The organism is Nocardioides aromaticivorans (assembly GCF_013408525.1).
In the GTDB taxonomy this organism is placed as follows: Bacteria; Actinomycetota; Actinomycetes; order Propionibacteriales; family Nocardioidaceae; genus Nocardioides; species Nocardioides aromaticivorans.
Map to the genome: position 1 here is coordinate 877,531 of NZ_JACBZM010000001.1, position 18,092 is coordinate 895,622.

16 protein-coding genes are annotated in these 18,092 nt (G+C 72.5%); 3 read left to right on the plus strand and 13 right to left on the minus strand.

Annotated elements, in window-relative coordinates; genetic code table 11:
• Positions 1-108: 108 nt before the first annotated feature.
• From BJ993_RS04115 to BJ993_RS04145, 7 genes are read right to left on the minus strand one after another with little or no spacing between them, the layout of a single operon-like run.
• Complete coding sequence (locus BJ993_RS04115) at positions 109-345, minus strand: SCO4848 family membrane protein (RefSeq protein WP_179647834.1); 237 nt, start codon at positions 343-345, stop codon at positions 109-111.
• Positions 342-1,406 carry a YihY/virulence factor BrkB family protein gene (locus BJ993_RS04120; protein ID WP_218864597.1) on the minus strand — a complete coding sequence of 355 codons (1,065 nt, stop codon included), beginning with the start codon at positions 1,404-1,406 and terminating at the stop codon, positions 342-344. Before BJ993_RS04120 ends, BJ993_RS04115 begins: the two co-directional genes overlap by 4 nt.
• Before the next feature lie 6 nt (positions 1,407-1,412).
• Positions 1,413-1,928: a 2'-5' RNA ligase family protein gene (locus BJ993_RS04125; RefSeq protein WP_179647835.1), complete on the minus strand. Its 516-nt coding sequence runs from the start codon at positions 1,926-1,928 to the stop codon at positions 1,413-1,415.
• Positions 1,928-3,016, minus strand: a complete 1,089-nt coding sequence (gene trpS / locus BJ993_RS04130) for a tryptophan--tRNA ligase (RefSeq protein WP_179647836.1) — start codon at positions 3,014-3,016, stop codon at positions 1,928-1,930. The genes BJ993_RS04125 and trpS overlap by 1 nt, the downstream gene beginning before the upstream one ends.
• Positions 3,017-3,049: 33 nt before the next feature.
• The gene (locus tag BJ993_RS04135; protein WP_308645471.1) at positions 3,050-4,282 is read right to left on the minus strand and encodes an MFS transporter; all 1,233 of its coding nucleotides are present in this window, start codon (positions 4,280-4,282) and stop codon (positions 3,050-3,052) included.
• Positions 4,283-4,311: 29 nt separating this feature from the next.
• Complete coding sequence (locus BJ993_RS04140) at positions 4,312-5,160, minus strand: SDR family oxidoreductase (protein WP_179647837.1); 849 nt, start codon at positions 5,158-5,160, stop codon at positions 4,312-4,314.
• A gap of 25 nt (positions 5,161-5,185) precedes the next feature.
• Positions 5,186-6,526 carry a cytochrome P450 gene (locus tag BJ993_RS04145; RefSeq protein ID WP_179647838.1) on the minus strand — a complete coding sequence of 447 codons (1,341 nt, stop codon included), beginning with the start codon at positions 6,524-6,526 and terminating at the stop codon, positions 5,186-5,188.
• Positions 6,527-6,599: 73 nt separating this feature from the next.
• Between BJ993_RS04145 and BJ993_RS04150 the strand changes: the two genes are divergently transcribed.
• On the plus strand, positions 6,600-7,202 hold the full coding sequence (locus tag BJ993_RS04150) for a TetR/AcrR family transcriptional regulator (protein ID WP_036541832.1): 603 nt from the start codon (positions 6,600-6,602) through the stop codon (positions 7,200-7,202).
• Between the two features lie 3 nt (positions 7,203-7,205).
• Here the strand turns inward: BJ993_RS04150 and BJ993_RS04155 are convergent, their stop codons facing one another.
• Genes BJ993_RS04155 through BJ993_RS04165 form a run of 3 tightly spaced genes read right to left on the minus strand, consistent with a single transcriptional unit; the run spans position 7,206 to position 13,642 of the window.
• Complete coding sequence (locus tag BJ993_RS04155) at positions 7,206-10,712, minus strand: ATP-binding cassette domain-containing protein (protein ID WP_308645472.1); 3,507 nt, start codon at positions 10,710-10,712, stop codon at positions 7,206-7,208.
• A gap of 58 nt (positions 10,713-10,770) precedes the next feature.
• Entirely contained in the window at positions 10,771-11,433 is a 663-nt protein-coding gene (locus tag BJ993_RS04160) for a DNA alkylation repair protein (RefSeq protein ID WP_179647839.1), read from the minus strand.
• A gap of 19 nt (positions 11,434-11,452) precedes the next feature.
• A complete protein-coding gene (locus BJ993_RS04165; protein WP_036551412.1) occupies positions 11,453-13,642 on the minus strand; it encodes an NADP-dependent isocitrate dehydrogenase in 2,190 nt (729 codons plus the stop codon).
• Between the two features lie 155 nt (positions 13,643-13,797).
• On the opposite strand from BJ993_RS04165, the gene BJ993_RS04170 reads away from it, so the two are divergent.
• On the plus strand, positions 13,798-14,811 hold the full coding sequence (locus BJ993_RS04170; protein WP_218864598.1) for an aquaporin: 1,014 nt from the start codon (positions 13,798-13,800) through the stop codon (positions 14,809-14,811).
• Between the two features lie 107 nt (positions 14,812-14,918).
• Here the strand turns inward: BJ993_RS04170 and BJ993_RS04175 are convergent, their stop codons facing one another.
• Complete coding sequence (locus BJ993_RS04175; protein ID WP_179647840.1) at positions 14,919-15,650, minus strand: hypothetical protein; 732 nt, start codon at positions 15,648-15,650, stop codon at positions 14,919-14,921.
• A 100-nt stretch (positions 15,651-15,750) separates the two neighbouring features.
• On the opposite strand from BJ993_RS04175, the gene BJ993_RS04180 reads away from it, so the two are divergent.
• A complete protein-coding gene (locus BJ993_RS04180) occupies positions 15,751-16,737 on the plus strand; it encodes a malate dehydrogenase (protein ID WP_036551407.1) in 987 nt (328 codons plus the stop codon).
• Positions 16,738-16,801: 64 nt separating this feature from the next.
• Here BJ993_RS04180 and BJ993_RS04185 read toward each other — a convergent pair whose 3' ends face one another.
• Both BJ993_RS04185 and BJ993_RS04190 read right to left on the minus strand, forming a co-directional pair.
• A complete protein-coding gene (locus BJ993_RS04185) occupies positions 16,802-17,035 on the minus strand; it encodes a DUF3017 domain-containing protein (protein ID WP_308645473.1) in 234 nt (77 codons plus the stop codon).
• Between the two features lie 98 nt (positions 17,036-17,133).
• On the minus strand, positions 17,134-17,988 hold the full coding sequence (locus BJ993_RS04190) for a bifunctional methylenetetrahydrofolate dehydrogenase/methenyltetrahydrofolate cyclohydrolase (protein ID WP_179647841.1): 855 nt from the start codon (positions 17,986-17,988) through the stop codon (positions 17,134-17,136).
• Positions 17,989-18,092: the final 104 nt, after the last annotated feature.

The window sequence follows — 18,092 nt, forward strand, 5'->3', positions numbered from 1 at the left end:
GTCGCTGCGCGACCTCCTCGACCACCGGGTCGCTGCGCGACCTCCTCGACCACCGGGTCGCTGCGCGACCTCCTAAACCACCGGCGACCTCCTCGACCAGCGGGGAGGTCAGGCGGAGGCGTCGACCTTCGACGCCTTCAGCGCCTTCCACCCCAGCGAGCCGAGCACGGCGGCGATCGCGAAGTTCACGACGATCAGCACGGTGTGCGCGATCCAGTAGCCGGCGGCACGGTCCTCGCCGGCGTCGTAGGCGTTGTAGAGGTTCTTGGCGAAATTGCCGAAGGTGATGACGTTCCAGGCCGCGACGGCGAGGAGCAGCAGGGCGTGCTTGCGCTCGAACTTCACCGTCCCATCCTCCCAGAGCCTCCACCACGACGGCCGATCAGGGCGCCGACCAGGGTGCCGACCGCGGCGCCCACGGCCAGCGGGAGGGCCCACGGGCCACGTCCGGCGGATGCCGCGACGCCCGCGGGGTCGACGAGGGTCACCTGCGCCACCGACACGGGGACGACCGCGTCCGCCGCGGCCTCCGCACGCGCGACGGGGGCGGTCTGGGCCCAAGCGGCGGCGTACAGGATGACGCGGGAGAAGTAGTTGATCCAGACCAGCAGGATCAGCGCGATGCCGAACGCCTGGAAGGCGGGCTGGCCCTTCGTGCTGACCAGGAGGAGGCCGGAGAGCTGCTTGAGGATCTCGAAGCCGATCGCGCCGAGCCAGGCGCCCGACCACAGGGCCCGAGAGGGGGTCGGCGGCTTCGCGAGGATCCGGAACATCAGGAAGAACAGCAGCGCCGACGCGGCGAGGCCGAAGGCCAGCGCCAGGATCGTGACCAGCCACCCGAGGCCGGCGCCGAGGCCGATCCAGTCGAGCACCTGGCGCGACATCCGAGTGAGCACGCTCGAGGCGCTCACGCTCACCATCAGTACGACGCCGAGCACGACCAGCGAGGCCAGGTCACGCAGCTTGCCGGCGATGAAGTTGGGCTGCAGGCGGTCCGGCATGCCGAAGACGACGATCAGCGCCGTCTGCAGCGAGGACAGCCACCCCAGGCCGGCGTAGAGGACACCGACGAGGCCGATCAGGCCGACGGCACCGGCGGCGCCCTGGATGTCCTCCAGCGGGACCTGGTTGGCGCCGTCGCCCACCAGCCCCGGCAGGACCTCGCCGATCGCCTTGATCAGGGCGTCCTGGGCGTCGGGGAAGACCTTGGCGACGTACCCGACGGCGAAGAAGGCGAGCGCCAGGACCGGGAAGACCGAGAGGAAGCCGAAGTAGGTGACGCCGGCGGCCTGCTGGTTGCCCTTGACCTCCGAGAAGTGCTCCTGGGTGCGGAAGGCGTGGTCGGCCAGCGGGGACCGGGCGCGCAACCGTGCGATCCGGGCCTTCACACGGTCGACAGCACTCATGGCAGCTCAGACGGGCTCGGACAGGGCGAAGGTGCGCGTCGCCCTCCAGCCCTCCTCCTCGTGGTGGACGTAGAGATGGAAGTCCGTTACCCCGAAGCGGCAGTCGAATCCCGCGAGCTCGTCGAAGGCGCGGTCCAGCGTCGGGTCGTCGAGGTGGTGCGCGACCGTGACGTGCGGGTGGTAGGGGTAGTCGAGCTCGACGGCGAGCGGTCCGCGGCGGACGGCGTCGGCGAGCTGCTCGCACTGCGAGATCCCCTCGACCAGGCCGACGAACACCACGGGCGAGACCGGCCGGAAGGTCGCCGTGCCGCGCAGGTGCACCGTGAACGGGGCGACCTTCGTCGCCGCCTCGGCCAGGTGCGCCTCGATCGCTGAGAGGTCGCCCTCGACCTCCATCGGCGGAATCAGCGTGATGTGGCTGGGGACGCCCTCAGCGGTGGGGTCGCCGATGGAGAGCCGGTAGTCGTAGAGCTCGGTGGCCCACGGCTCGGGTACGGCGACGGCGACGCCGATCACCGGCATCAGGACTCCGTTGCCCGCAGCGCGGCCGGGGCGACGAAGCCCACCCGCTGGTAGACGTCGCGCAGCGTGGCCTCCGCGACCGCGCCGGCGGTCTCGGCGCCCTTCGCCAGCACCTGCATGAGGTGGTCCTGGTCGTCGAGCAGCTCGAGGGTCCGGTCGCGGAACGGGGTGACGAAGTCGACCACCACGTCGGCGAGGTCCTTCTTGAGGTCGCCGTACATCTTGCCGGCGTACTGCGCCTCGAGGGCCGAGATCGGCTCACCGGTGAGCGCGGAGTAGATCGTGAGCAGGTTGCTCACACCCGGCTTCTCCTCCTGGTCGAACCGGATCTCCGTGCCGGAGTCGGTCACCGCGGAGCGGATCTTCTTCGCCGTGACCTTCGGGTCGTCGAGCATCTCGATGATGCCGCTGGGCGCGGAGCTCGACTTCGACATCTTCCGGGTCGGGTCCTGGAGGTCGTAGAGCTTGGCCGTCGCCTTGAGGATGTAGGGCTCCGGCAGCCGGAAGGTCTTCTTGAACCGGCTGTTGAACCGCTGCGCGAGGTCGCGGGTCAGCTCGAGGTGCTGGCGCTGGTCCTCGCCGACCGGTACGTAGTGCGGGCGGTAGAGCAGGATGTCGGCCGCCATCAGCACCGGGTAGGCGAAGAGGCCGACGCTCGCGGCTCCCTCGCCGCCCTTGGCCGACTTGTCCTTGAACTGGGTCATCCGGCGGGCCTCGCCGAAGCCGGTCAGGCCGTTGAGGACCCAGGCCAGCTGGGCGTGCGCGGGCACGTGGCTCTGCACGAAGATCGCCGACTTCGCAGGGTCGACGCCGGCGGCGATCAGCTGGGCCGCGCCCCGCAGGGTCCGCTCGCGCAGGAGCTTCGGGTCCCACTCGACCGTGAGCGCGTGCATGTCGGCGATGAAGAAGAAGGGCTGGTGGTCACGCTGCAGGTCCACCCACTGACGGACCGCACCCACGTAGTTGCCGAGGTGGAAGGAGTCCGAGGTCGGCTGGATCCCGGAGAGGACGCGCGGACGCGCCACCCCCTCGGGCACGGCCGGCTGGGCGGTCTCCGGCACGGGCGTGTGCTCGGTCGTGGCGGACATGGGAGCGATTGTCTCAGGCGCCCGCGCGCCGGGTCACGCGGGTGCGGCCGCCACGGACGCCCGGCGGTGGGTCACCGCCGAGACGAGGAGGATCGCGACGCCGATGGCGGCCAGCCCGGCGCCGACGAGCGCCGGCGCGCGGTAGCCGTGGCCGGCCGCGATGACGAGCCCGCCGAGCCAGGCGCCGAGGGCGTTGGCGATGTTGAGGGCGGCGTGGTTCATCGCGGCGCCCAGGGTCACCGCTCCCCCGGCGACGTCCATCAGCCGCAGCTGGAGGTTGACCACGAGCACCGAGCCGGTCGCGGTGACGAGGAACGCGACGGGGAGCAGCAGCCACCCATGCGGCGCGGCGGCGTAGTAGACGAGCATCAGCACGATGCCGGTCGCGCCGGACAGGATCAGGCTGCGGAAGACCGACCAGGCGGCCAGCTCGCCGGCGAGCCAGGTGCCGACGACCATGCCGAGGCCGAGCGCCAGCACGAAGAAGGGCACGGTGCCCCGCTCGAGGCCGCCGACCTCGGTGACGGTCTTCGCGATGTAGGAGTAGACGGCGAACATGCCGCCGAAGCCGACCGCGCCGACGGCCATCGTCAGCCAGACCTGCAGGCTGCCGAAGAACTCCCGCGCCTCCTTGCGACCGCTCGCCTCCGGGTCGCCGGGCACGGACGGGACGACGGCGAGCACCATCGCGACGGTGGCGAGCGCGAGCAGGCCGCCCAGGAGGTACGTCGAGCGCCAGCCCACCTGCTGGCCGAGGAAGGTGGCCAGGGGCACGCCGACGACATTGGCCACCGACAGCCCGAGCATCACGCTGGCGACCGCCCGGCCGCGGCGCTCGGGCGTGACCAGGCTGGCCGCGACGAGGCTGGCGACGCCGAAGTAGGCGCCGTGCGGCAGTCCGTCGAGGAACCTGGCCGCGGTGAGCACCTCGTAGCTCGGAGCCGCGGCGCTGAGGATGTTGAAGACGGCGTACACGCCCATCAGGCCGACGAGCATGCCGCGGCGCGGCAGGGCGGCGCCGAAGAAGGCGAGGATCGGCACACCGACCACGACGCCCAGCGCGTACGCCGAGATGATGTGGCCGGCCGTGGGGACGGACACGTCCACGCCCTCGGCGACCTCGGGCAGCACGCCCATCGTCATGAACTCGGTCGTGCCGATGGTGAAGCCACCGACCGCGAGCGCCAGGATCGCCAGCACCGGCCGGGCGTGGGCCAGCTCGGGCTCGGACAGGGCCTCGGTCGAGGTCGCGGGCGCAGAGGTCACGTGGGATGGTAACCGGCCCGAGCGGCTTCCTATTCCGAGAGGTCGGATGTCTCCGCGGCCCGCCGGGCGCGCTCCTCGTACGCCGCCCGCGCGGCGGGGTCCGCCGAGCTGAGCACGTCGCCGGCGCGCGTCGCCCGGCTCATCGCGTCCTGCACGAAGCGCGGCAGCGCCAGGCTCCCCTTGCCGAGCCCCTGGGTCCAGCGCGGGACCCACAGCTCCGGCCTCGGCCGGCGTACGGCGGCCTCGATCACCTCGGCGACGTCGTCGGCGGTCACCGGCTTGATCCCCCGCGCCGCGGGCACCCCGGCGGCCAGCTCGGTCTGCACGACGGTCGGCAGCACGACGGTCACGTCGATCCCGTCGGGCGCGAGCTCCTGGCGGATGGCCTCGCTGAACCCGACCACCGCGAACTTCGACGCGGAGTAGGTCGCACCGTGGGGCACGGCCACCCGGCCCACGGCCGAGGCGACGTTGACGATGTGGCCACGACCGCGGTCGACCATCCCCGGCGCGACCGCCTTCACGCCGTTGATGACGCCGTGCACGTTGACGTCGAGGATGGTGCGGGCGACGCCGACGGGCTCCTTCAGCACCGGGCCCAGCGGCATGATCCCGGCGTTGTTGACCAGCACGTCGAACGGGCCGAGGTGGGCCACCTCGGCGAGGAACGCGGTCCAGGAGTCCGGGTCGGTGACGTCGAGGTGGGCGGTGGCCACGCGGTCGTCGTACCCGCTCGCGACCTGGGCGGCGAGGCCCGCGTCGAGGTCCCCGACCGCAACCCGGGCGCCCTGGCGTGCGAAGCGCTCGACCGTGGCGCGGCCGATGCCGCGGGCGCCTCCGGTGACGATGACGGACAGGTCGGCGAGGGGGCGGCTCATGGTTGCCTCCGGGTCGGGCGGTTGGTCAGGGTCGGACGAGGTCGATGGGCTGGCCGTCCTTCGGGAACGGCAGCGAGTGGTTGTCGAGCGGCGCGACGTACGACGGGTCGACGCTCCACCGGTGGGTGCGCAGCAGCCGGTGCAGGATCGCCTTCACCTCGGCGCCGGCGAAGTGGAGGCCGATGCACTTGTGCACCCCGCCGCCGAACGGCGACCAGGCGTAGCGGTGCGACTTGTCCTCGCGCCGCTCGGGCCCGAACCGGTCCGGGTCGAAGCGGTCCGGCTCGGTCCACAGGTCGTCCATCAGGTGCGAGAACTGGACGCCCACGGCGACATGGGAGCCCGCCGGCACCCGGACGCCCTGCACCACGGTGTCCTTGACCGCGCGCCGCGCGAGCATCGGGACGGGAGCGCGGAGCCGGAGGCTCTCCTTCATGACCAGGTCGAGCGAGGTCAGCTGCTCCAGCTCGGCCAGCGACGGGGCCTCCCCGAGCGCGAGCGACTCCGCGCGACAGCGCTCCTGCCACTCCGGGTGCTGGCCGAGGTGCTGGAGCATCGTCGACGTCGTGATCGTCGACGTGTCGTGCGCGGCCATCATCAGGAAGATCATGTGGTTGACGACGTCGTCGTCGGAGAAGCGCTCGCCGCCCTCGCCCTCGATGTGGCACAGCACGGAGAAGAGGTCGTCGGTGCGCTCGGCCCGCTTGGCCGGCAGGTAGTGGCGCAGGAACTCCTCGAGCACCCTGCGGCCGCGGTGCGCGCGCCCCCAGCGGGTGAACGGGACGTCGGCGCGCACCACGCCGGACGCCGCCTGGACGCAGGCGATGAACGCCTCGTTGACCCGCTGCATCTCCTCCGGCGAGGTGTCCGCCGCACCGCCCATGAAGATGTCGGCTGCGATGTCGAGGGTCAGCTGCTTCAGGGCCGGGTAGCAGCGGAAGCCGTCACCCGCCGGCCACGTGTCGAGGCCACGGGCGATGGCGGGATGCATCGCCTCGACGTACGACGCCAGGCGGTCGCGCGTGAAGGCCTCCTGCATGATCCGGCGGTGCAGGTGGTGCTCCTCGCCGTCGAGCAGCATCAGCCCGCGGTGGAAGAAGGGCCCGACCAGGCGGCCCCAGGCGGGGCCGTTGGCGAAGGCCTTGTCCCCGTTGCGGAGCGCCTCCTCGCAGGCGTCCGGCCCGAGGAGCATCACGAAGGTCTGGCCGAGGAAGGGGAACGGCGAGACCGGGCCGTAGGTCTCCCACTGGTGGCGCATCAGCGCGACGGGGTCCTTCGCGTAGGCCGTCACCCGCCCGAGCAGGGGCAGGCCGTGGTCGCCACGCCGCACCGCGGGGAGGTCGCGGGTCACCTGGTCGGTGGTCATGGAGCACAGCCTCATTCAGGAAGGACATCCTGTCAACCTTCTCTCCCGGCCGTCTCCGTGACAGGGTGGAGGGGTGGCGGTGCAGTCGGGGACCTACAAGGGCGTGAGCGCGGCGGACCGTGCGGCGGACCGCCGCCGTCGCCTGCTCGACGCGGCGCTGTCCGTGTGGGCCGACCCCGACCAACGGACGACGATGACCGCGGTGTGCCGTGCGGCCGGACTGACCGAGCGCTACTTCTACGAGAGCTTCGGTGGACTCGACGAGGTGCTGAGCGCCGTGGTGGAGGAGGTCGGGACCGAGATCGAGAGCACCACGCTCGCGGCGGCCGACGCCGCCGGAGCCGATCCCGCGGCCCGGATCACGGCGGCCGTCGCGGCGTTCGTCGACCTCCTGGTCGCCGACCCCCGCAAGGGCCGGGTCGCGATCATCGAGGCCGCCGCGCTGCCGGGGCTCCGGGCCCGTCGTACCCAGCTCCTGCGGCACTTCGCGCACCTCGCCGCCGAGGAGGCGCAGCACCACGCCGCCCGCCGTCACGAGGACGAGCTCGCCGGCCTGCTCTTCATCGGCGGCATGGCCGAGGTCGTCACCGCATGGCTCGACGGGGCCCTCGACGTCGCTCCCGAGGAGGTCGTCGCGACCGCCTCCCGGGCCTACCTCGGCCTCTACCCGACCTGACGCTCAGCCGGCGAGGTGGCCCCACTCGCCGGCGAGCTCGGTCCACGGCCCCACGGCGGCCACCTCCCCGTCCGCGAGTACGACGACCCGGTCGGCCTGCGCCAGCGCCGCCCGCTTGGACGTGGCGCCCACGACGGTGGTGTGGCGCTCGCGCAGGGCCGCCCACAGCTCGATCTCGGTGGCCGCGTCGAGCGCGCTCGAGACGTCGTCGGCGAGCAGGAGCTCGGCGTCGGCGGCGAGCGCCCGGGCGAGCGCCAGGCGCTGGACCTGTCCGCCGGACAGGCGCACGCCCCGGTGGCCGACGAGCGCGTCCGGACCGCCGGCCTCGGCGACGTCGGCGCCCAGGCGGGCGGCCGCGATCGGCTCCTCGAACCGGCGCTCGTGGCCGAGCTGGACGTTGTCGGCGAAGGTGCCCGACAGCACGCGCGGGACCTGCGCGACGTGGGCGACCTGACCCGGCCGCAGGAAGGCCTCGGCGTCCTGCACCTGCTGGTCGTTCCAGCGCACGGCACCGGTGTGGTCGATCAGGCCGGCGAGCGCGGAGAGCAGGCTGGACTTGCCCGAGCCGACTTGGCCGACGAGCAGCACCAGCTCGCCGCGGGCGATGGTGAGGTCGACGCCGGCGACGCCGATCGTGCCGTCGTCGTGGACAGCGGTGAAGTCGCGCAGGTGGAGCTGGTCGAGCGGGACCCGGCCGGGCGCCGCGGGCGCAGGAGCCGCGCCGGTGACGAGGTCGATGCCGTCGGGGAGCTCGACCAGGTCGACCCCGCCGGCGAAGCGCGAGGTCGCCCGTTGCCAGGAACGCACCCCGGGCGCCTCGGTGACGACGGCGCCGGCGACCCGGCCGAACCAGTCGAACCCGTTGACGGCCGTGGCGACCAGCAGCGCGGTGGCCAGGCCCCAGACGTCCCAGAGGTAGAAGGCCCACGCGGCCACGACGCCGACCTGGACCATCACCATCGGCACGCCGTCGAGGACGGCCTGCACCCGGTGCTCGAACACCGCGGCCTCGACCCGCCCGCCGTCGACGCGGCGCAGGTGGGCGTGCACCTGCGGCGTACGGCCGGCGAGCTTGACCGTGCGCGCGGACTCGACGGCGGAGACCAGCGCGCGGCCGAAGCCCGCCCGCGCCGCCGAGGACCGCGCGGCCGAGCGGCCGGCGATCGGGCGACCGATCGACGAGGCGAGGGCGCTCGACGTCATCACGACGAGCAGCACCGCACCGGCGAGCCAGGTGCCGCCGACGAGCATGGTGAACAGCGCAATGAGCAGGCCGTTGACGAAGTCGATCCAGCGGTCGGAGTAGCGGGCGTAGCGGTCGGCGTCCATCGACCGCGCGACCACCTCGCCCGGAGGCGTGCGAGGCAGGCGGTGCCCGGCGACCTGGCCGATCAGCACCGACATCCGCACCCTCAGCATGACCTCGATCCACCAGCGCGGGTAGCGGCGGATCGCGTCGGCGAGCAGCAGCGGGCCGGTCACCAGCAGCACCGCGAGCGCGGCCGTCAGCGGACCGACCGGTTCGCCGGCGTCGAGCCGGGCGACGATGTGGCCCCACACGAAGCCGGTGAGCGCGCCGAGCGGCGCGAAGATGCTGGCGAGCAGGAAGAGCACCACGGAGTAGAGGCCCCACCACGGCCGGACCCGCATCGCGTGCCACGTGCCCCGCGCCAGGGAGGGGCCGGTGCCGACGACGGGGCGTGCCGGCGGCTCGCCGGTACGACGGCGCCCACCCACGTGGCCCGACGCGTCCAGCGGGTCGGTGAGGTCCTGCTCGTCGTCGGCCGCGCTCGCGACGAGGAGCCGCTGGAACGGCCCGTCGACCACGGCCAGCTCCTCGCGCAGGCCCTGCTGGATGACGCGGCCGTGGTCGAGGACGGCGACCATCTCGGCACGCTCGATGGTGCTCAGCCGGTGGGCGACCAGGACGCCGGTGCGTCCGCTGATCAGCCGGTCGGCCGCGGCCACGACCCGGCTCTCGGTGACCGGGTCCATCCGCGCGGTGGCCTCGTCGAGCACGACGACCTGGACGTGACGGACCAGCAGCCGGGCGAACGCCACCAGCTGCTCCTCCCCCGCGGACAGCGTCGTCCCGCCCGGGCCGAGCAGCGTGTCCAGGCCCTGGGGCAGGCCGTCGACCCACTCGGTCAACCCGAGCTCGTCGACCGCCGCCTCGATCTCCTCGCGCGGCACGGAGGCGAAGAGGGCGATGTTCTCGGCGAGCGTCCCGGCGAGGATCTCGGTGCGCTGGGTGACCACGCCGACGCGGCGGCGCAGCTCGTGCAGGTCGAGCGTGGTGATGTCGGAGCCGCCGAGGAAGATCGTGCCGGCGGGCGGCTCGACGGCGCGCGAGAGCAGCGACGCGAGGGTCGACTTGCCCGAGCCGGTGCGGCCGACGAGCGCGACGGTGTGCCCCGCCTCGACGTACATCTCGACGTCCTGGAGCGCGAACGCACCCTCGGCGTAGGAGAAGTCGAGGTGGCGGATGCGCAGGTCGAGGGCTCCGGCCGGGACGTCCTCTCCCCCGACCGGCTCGGCCTCCACGGCGAGCAGCTGGCGCAGGCGCAGCACGGCGCCGAGCCCGGCCTGGATGTCGGGCAGCTGGTGGGCGAGGTTGTTGATCTGGCCGACGAAGATCGTGGTGACCAGGAAGAGCGTGACCAGCCGGTCGACCGGCAGCGAGCCGTGGCCGGCGAGCAGGACGCCCGCGAGGGCGACGGACAGCAGCAGGCCGTGCAGGACGAGGCCGACGCGCGCGGCGACGCGGCCCTCGATCCGCACCACGGCGCCGAACCGCTCGTGCACGAGGGCGGACAGCTTCGCCAGCCGTTGGACGGCGAACGCCTGGCCGAGGCTGGTGCGGAGGTCGTCGCGGCCCGCGATGCCCTCCTCGAGCGCGGCGGCATGGTCGGTCCAGGCCATCTCCTCGATGACCTTGAGCCGGGCGATCTCGACGAGCGCCGGGCGCATGACCCACACGGTCACCGCGCCGACGACCGGGAAGAGCACGAACGCCGGCCACCAGGTGAAGCCCGCGACCAGCCACATCGGCACGGCGCCGAAGCCCGTGCGCATCGCCATCCAGATCTGCTGGCGCAGCAGCGTGCCGACCTCGTGGGTGTCGTCGTCCACCCGGTCGAGGACCTCGCCGACGGCCTGCTCGGTCAGGTGCTCGAGCGGCTGGTGGAGCGCCGCGCTGAGCAGGTCACCGCGCAGGCGGCCCTCCGCGCGGTCGACGACCCCGGCCCACACGACGCGGCCGGTGGTGTCGATCGTGGCGGCGCCGACGACGCAGAGCGCGAGCCAGCCCACGAGGGCGCCCGTGGGGTGGTCGGCGACCCGGCCGGCGAGGACCGTGCCGAGCGCCGTGCCCAGTGAGCTGATCGCGACCGCGACCACCGCGAAGAGTGCGGTGCGGCCCTTGAGGCGGCGCCAGTCGACGCGGCGGGCGGGGTCGTCGGCGACGTGCTCCGGGGCCGGAGCGGGGGCCCGGGTCAACGTCGTCGTCACTGGATCGAGAATAGTTGCCGCCGCCGACAACTTCCTCCGGATTATCTGCTGGCGAAGGTCACAGGTGCTTGAGGGCCTCGCGCCGGCTCAGCGGGCTCAGCTCGTGGCCCGCCACGTAGGAGCGCACCCAGTCGGGGTGCACCTTCGCCGCCTCGCGCAGCGACCACCCGACGGCCTTGCGGACGAAGAACTCGGGGTCGGCGAGGTTCGGCCCGATGACCTCGGCGAGCAGGTCGAGGTCGACCCGGTCGCGGCGGCCGAGCTGGCTGATGATCGCCAGGCGTCGTACCCACAGGAAGTCGTCGGTCGACCAGCGGCGCACGACCGCGGCCGTCTCGGCGGGGTGGGCGTCGTGGAGGTCGGCGACCCGGTGGGCGGCCTCGTCGACGTGGTCCCACCAGGCACCGGTCCGCGCGACGTGCTCGTGGAAGGGGACGAGGGAGAGGTCGCCGCGCAGCGGCCGCAGGCCGAGCAGGACGGCGGCGGCGTAGCGCTCCTCGCGGTGGGTGGCGTCGTCCCACAGCTCGCGGGCCGTGGGGACCAGCTCGTCCGGGGAGCTCACGCCGAGGTCCCGGACGAGCGCGCGGACGAGCCGGCGGACCTCGGGGACGCGGACGCCGAGGAAGGGCATCGCGGACTTCATGTACGCCTGCTGCCCGGGCGCCAGGGACGCGTCAGCCGCGGCCCGCAACGTGCTGCGGACCGCGGCTGACAGCGACATGGTCGTGCTCAGGCGGCGATCAGAACGCGGCGAGGGCCTCGTTCAGCGTGGTGCTCGGCCGCATCACGGCCGAGGTCTTCTCGGCGTCCGGGTAGTAGTAGCCACCGATGTCGGCGGGCTTGCCCTGGACGGCGATCAGCTCGGCGGCGATCGTCTCCTCGTTGGCGCGCAGCGTCTCGGCCAGCGGCTTGAACGCGGCGGCGAGGTCCGCGTCCTCGGCCTGGTTCGCCAGCTCCTCGGCCCAGTAGAGCGCGAGGTAGAAGTGCGAGCCGCGGTTGTCGGTCGTGCCGAGCTTGCGGCCGGGCGAGCGGTCCTCGTTGAGGAAGGTGCCGGTGGCCCGGTCGAGCGCGTCGGCGAGCACCTGCGCCGCGGGGGCACCGGCCTGCTCGGCGTACTTCTCCAGCGACGGGACGAGCGCGAAGAACTCACCCAGGCTGTCCCAGCGCAGGTAGTTCTCCTCGACGAGCTGCTGCACGTGCTTCGGGGCGGAGCCGCCCGCGCCGGTCTCGAAGAGGCCACCGCCGGCGATCAGCGGGACGACGGAGAGCATCTTCGCCGACGTGCCGAGCTCGAGGATCGGGAACAGGTCGGTGTTGTAGTCGCGCAGCACGTTGCCGGTCACCGAGATGGTGTCCTCGCCCTTGCGCATCCGCTCGAGGGAGTACGACGTCGCCAGGGTCGGCGCCAGGATCTCGATGGTGAGCCCGTCGGTGTCGTGCTCGGGCAGGTAGGCGTTGACCTTCTTGATCAGCTCGGCGTCGTGCGCGCGCGACTCGTTGAGCCAGAAGATCGCCGGCGTCTGGGACGCACGGGCACGGGTCACGGCGAGCTTCACCCAGTCCTGGACGGGGATGTCCTTGGTCTGGCAGGCGCGCCAGATGTCGCCGGCCTCGACGTCGTGCTCGATCAGCACGTCGCCGTTGGAGGCGAGGACCCGGACGGTGCCGGCCTCGGCGATCTCGAAGGTCTTGTCGTGCGAGCCGTACTCCTCGGCCGCCTGCGCCATCAGGCCCACGTTGGGGACGGTGCCGATGGTGGCCGGGTCGAGCGGGCCGTTCTTCTTCACGTCGTCGATGACGGCCTGGTAGACGCCGGCGTACGACGAGTCCGGGATCACCGCGAGGGTGTCGTCCTCGCCGCCGTCGACGCCCCAGAGGCGGCCGCCGTTGCGGACCAGGGCGGGCATCGACGCGTCGACGATGACGTCGGACGGGACGTGCAGGTTGGTGATGCCCTTGTCGGAGTTGACGTAGGACAGGCGCGGGCCGGCGGCGAGGGCGGCGTCGAACGCGGCCTTGATCTCCGCGCCGTTCTCGAGCTTGTCGAGGCCGGCGAGGATGGCGCCGAGGCCGTCGTTGGCCGAGAGGCCCGCGGCGGCCAGCTGGTCGCCGTACTGGGCGAAGACGTCGGAGAAGTAGGCCTTCACGACGTGGCCGAAGATGATCGGGTCGGAGACCTTCATCATCGTCGCCTTGAGGTGGACCGAGAAGAGGACGTCCTGGGCCTTGGCCTCGGCGAGCGCGTTCTTCAGGAACGCCTGCAGGTGGGCGGCCGACATCTTGGTGCCGTCGACGATCTCGCCGGCGAGGACCTTCAGGCCCTCCTTGAGCACGACGGTCTCGCCGGCCTCGGTCTCGAGGACGATCGACAGCACGTCGTCCTGCGCCAGGGTCACGGACTTCTCGTTGCTGGCGAAGTCGTTGGCGCCCATCGTGGCGACATTGGTCTTCGAGCCGTCGGCGAAGGGCTTGTTGGTGTGCGGGTGCGTCTTGGCGTAGTTCTTCACCGACGCGGGCGCACGGCGGTCGGAGTTGCCCTCGCGCAGGACCGGGTTGACCGCGGAGCCCTTGACCTTGTCGTACTTGGCCCGGATCTCCTTCTCCTCGTCGGTGGCGGGCGCCTCGGGGTAGTCCGGGACGGCGAAGCCCTGCTCCTGCAGCTCCTTGATCGCGGCCTTGAGCTGCGGGATGGAGGCGGAGATGTTGGGGAGCTTGATGATGTTGGCGTCCGGCGTCTTGGCCAACTCGCCGAGCTCGGTCAGCGCGTCGTCGGCGAGGCCGAACTGCGCGAGGATGCGCGCGGCGACGGAGATGTCACGCGTCTCGAAGGCGACGCCGGCCTTGGCGGCGAAGGCCTCGACGATCGGCAGGAAGGAGTACGTCGCGAGCAGCGGCGCCTCGTCGGTGTGGGTGTAGATGATGCTCGACATGTCCGGGCGTCACTCCTGAGCCGTGGTTGGGATTCTTGACGTCAAGATACCTGATGACGGGGCGCAGGTCCCCCTCGGTGGCCACCCTAGTGACTAGGGTTGCCGATGTAACCCGGCTGGTTTTCGGGAGCCGGACCGAGGAGAGGTAGACCCCCATGACGCAAGAAGCGATGGCCGACCAGTCGGCCGACACCCCACCCACCATCGTCCAGAAGCTGCTCGCCGAGTTCCTCGGCACGTTCGTGCTGGTCTTCATCGGCTGCGGCGCCGCCGTCATCAGCGGCGTCGACCTGGTCGCGACCGGCTTCTCCTTCGGCATCGCGATCGTGATCATGGCCTACTCGTTCGGCCGGATCTCGGGCGGCCACTTCAACCCCGCCGTCTCGGTCGGCGCAGCGCTCGCCGGGCGGATCTCGTGGAAGGACGTGGGCCTCTACTCCGCCGCCCAGACCGTCGGCGCGCTCGTCGGCGGCTTCGTCCTGGCGATCACGCTGCTCGCCTCCGACGCCGGCTGGGAGTTCGGCGACCCGCTGGCCAGCAACGGCTACGGCGACTTCGGCAATGCCGACCTGTTCGGCGCGCTGATCATCGAGATCGTGCTGACCTTCATCTTCCTGCTCGTGATCCTCTCGGTGACCGATGACCGCAACCGCGCGATCGCGGCGCAGGCACCGCTGGCCATCGGCCTCGCCCTCGCGGCGATCCACTTCGTCGGCATCGGCGCCACCGGCACGTCCGTCAACCCGGCGCGCTCCATCGGCGTCGCGTTCTACTCGGGCGGTGACGCCATCGCCGACCTCTGGCTATTCATCGTCGCCCCGCTCATCGGCGCGGCGATCGCCGGCGTGATCTACCCGCTGACCTTCGGCCGCGACAAGGACCCCGTCCCCGGCTCCGGCCTCAACTTCGGCAGCGGCGGGTCGTCCGACCCGGGCTTCACGCAGCAGTGGAACCAGGGCTACGGCCAGCAGGTCTTCGGCCAGCAGCAGCCGGACCAGCCGATCATCCAGGACGGCTGGCAGTGGGACCCGGCCAGCCAGCAGTGGGTGCCCGCCCAGCAGCCGGGCGGTGCTCCGGCTCCGGCTCCGGCACCCGCGCCCGACCAGGGCCAGCAGGGTGGCTGGGCGCCGCCCGCAGGCGACCAGACCCAGGTCCGCCCGCCGCAGTGACCTGATCCAGACCCCTCAGGAGCGGGGCCCATTCTTCGGAGTGGGCCCCGCTTCGCTCTTCGCGGTCGGCTGAGCCCGGGTGCCGACAGGTGGGCCGCCAGACAGCCTCAGCCGTCCACGGAAGCCAACCGCGTGCGCGGCAGCGCGGCGGAGCGGAGCGATGACGCGCTCGCGCCATCGAACACAGTGAGCCCCGCTTCGCCTGTGCGGACGAGGCCGATGCCGCGGGCGTAGACGTCGCGGCGGGTGAACCCGCTGTCGACCACCTCCAGGGTGACCGTGTCGTCGTACTCCCCCAGCGGTACGTCGACCGCGTCGCCGACCGCGACGACGGACGCGACCTCGTCCTCCCCACCGGCCCGGCCGCTCACGAAGCCGTCGCCCCGGCGCGGCTCGGCCGGCATGGCCAGCCCGGCCTCGGCGCCGTCCACGCCGGCCTCCCACGCGCCGGTGTCGGCCTCGCGGCCGAACCACCACACGTTGCCCTCGGTGTCCTGCGCGTAGTGGTCGCGGACCACGGCGCCGTCGGACGAGGTCCGCACCAGGACCGTCGTCGACACGCCGGCGATCTCGCCGCCGGGCTCCACCTCGAGCACCAACTCCTCGGTCGTGGCCCGCGCGACGTCGTACTCCCAGCGGGCGCCGGGCAGGAGCGGGAACCACGGGTTGTCGATCGCGTCGACGAAGTCGGAGGGGCGCGGGTCGGGCGTCGGGACGACGAGTCCGTCGACCCCCGTCGGGGCGCTCGGCGCCGAGGCGGAGCCGCACCCGCTGAGGGCCGCGAGCGCCACGAGCGCGGCGGCAGCGAGCCGAATCTTCGACCTGGCCGGGGTCCGCATGCGGGCCATCGTCTCGCACCCGTGCCCGGGTGCCCGCGGCGGGCCGGGCGCTGCTAGCGTCGCCAGAGTCCACCGCGTTCTTCTCCATAGGAGTGTCCCTGTGAGCACCACCCCGCTCAAGGTGGCCGTGACCGGCGCAGCCGGCCAGATCGGCTACAGCCTGCTCTTCCGCATCGCCAGCGGCGCCATCGCCGGCGACCGGCCCGTCGAGCTCCGCCTGCTCGAGATCGAGCCCGCGCTCAAGGCCCTCGAGGGCGTCGTCATGGAGCTCGACGACTGCGCGTTCCCGAACCTCGCCGGCGTCGAGATCGGCTCGGACCCGGAGAAGATCTTCGACGGCGTCAACCTCGCGCTGCTCGTCGGCGCCCGCCCGCGCGGCCCGGGCATGGAGCGCGGCGACCTGCTCTCCGCCAACGGTGCGATCTTCACCGCCCAGGGCAAGGCGCTCAACGCCGTCGCCGCCGACGACGTCCGCATCGGCGTCACCGGCAACCCGGCCAACACCAACGCGCTGATCGCCGCGAGCAACGCCCCCGACATCCCCAAGGAGCGCTTCTCGGCGCTCACCCGCCTCGACCACAACCGGGCGATCTCGCAGCTGGCCGCCAAGACCGGCTCGGCCGTCACCGACATCAAGAAGATCACGATCTGGGGCAACCACTCGGCCACCCAGTACCCCGACATCTTCCACGCCGAGATCGCCGGCAAGAACGCCGCCGAGGTCGTGAACGACCAGGCCTGGATCGCCGACACCTTCATCCCGACCGTCGCCAAGCGCGGCGCCGCGATCATCGACGCCCGGGGCGCCTCCTCGGCCGCCTCGGCCGCGTCCGCGACCTGCGACGCCGCCCGCGACTGGCTGAACGGCACCCCCGCGGGCGACTGGGTCTCCATGGCGGTCGTCTCCGACGGCTCCTACGGCGTGCCCGAGGGCCTCGTGTCGTCCTTCCCGGTCACCACCTCCGGCGGCAACTGGGAGATCGTCCAGGGCCTCGAGATCGACGACTTCTCGCGCGGCAAGATCGACGCGTCCGTCGCCGAGCTGGCCGACGAGAAGGCCGCGGTCACCGAGCTCGGCCTGATCTGAGCCACCCGCACCAACGACGAAGCCCCGGCCGCGTTGCGGCCGGGGCTTCGTCGTGTCGGCAAGGTCAGACGGGCTGGTCCGGGATGCTCGCGGCGAGCACGAAGAGGGTGACCGCGATGACCACCAGGATGGCCACGTCGAGCGCCCGGTGGCGTACGGCGAGCATGCCGGCGTCGCGGTCGCGGAGCACCAGCCGCAGCACCGCCGCGAAGGCCAGCGCGCCGGCGATCATCCGGACGCCGGTGCGCCAGTCCGAGGCGGCCGCGACGACGACGCCGCCGATCGTCAGCAGCAGCACGACGATGTAGAAGCCCCCGCCGATGGTCGACGGGTACCGGCGTGGCCCCTCTTCCTCGGCGACCTGCGGCTCCTCGTTCAGCGCACTGCCCTTCCCGTTCAGGCCCGGGCCTGCTTCTCGGCCATGGAGACGACGTTGGCGAGCAGCATGGCGCGGGTCATCGGCCCGACGCCACCCGGGTTGGGCGAGACCCACCCAGCGGTCTCCCACACGTCGGCGGCCACGTCGCCGGCGATCTTGCCGTCGACCCGGCTCACGCCCACGTCGAGGACCGCCGCACCCGGCTTCACCATGTCGCCGGTGATGATGTCCGGGACGCCGGCCGCCGCGACGACGATGTCGGCCTTGCGCACGTGCGCGGCGAGGTCGACCGTGCCGGTGTGGCACAGCGTGACGGTGGCGTTCTCGCTGCGGCGGGTCAGCAGGAGGCCGAGCGGACGGCCCACCGTGATGCCGCGACCGACCACGACCACCTCGGCGCCCGCGATCGGGACGTCGTGGCGGCGCAGCAGCTCGACGATGCCGTACGGCGTGCACGGCAGCGGCGCCTCGTTGCCGAGGACCAGCCAGCCCAGGTTGGTGGGGTGCAGGCCGTCGGCGTCCTTGGCCGGGTCGATCAGGCCCAGGACGCGGTTCTCGTCGCGGCCGCGCGGCAGCGGCAGCTGGACGATGTAGCCGGTGCAGGCGGGGTCGGCGTTGAGGCCGGCGACGGCCTCCTCGATCTCCTCCTGCGTGGCGACCTCGGGCAGGTCGACCCGGATCGAGGCGATGCCCACCTCGGCACAGTCCTTGTGCTTGCCGTTGACGTACCACCGCGAGCCGGGGTCGTCGCCGACCAGCACGGTGCCCAGGCCGGGGGTGATCCCCTGCTCGCGCAGCTTGTCGATGCGGACCCGGAGCTCGTCCTTGATGGTCGCCGCGGTGGCGTTGCCGTCGAGCTTCTGTGCAGTCACGTGATCCATCCTCTCAGTTCTGGTTCGTGGGGGCGGCAGCGTGGCGCCCGCGGCGACGCCGCGTCGGCGTGGGCCCGCGGGCCGAGCGCAGCGAGCGCGCGTGC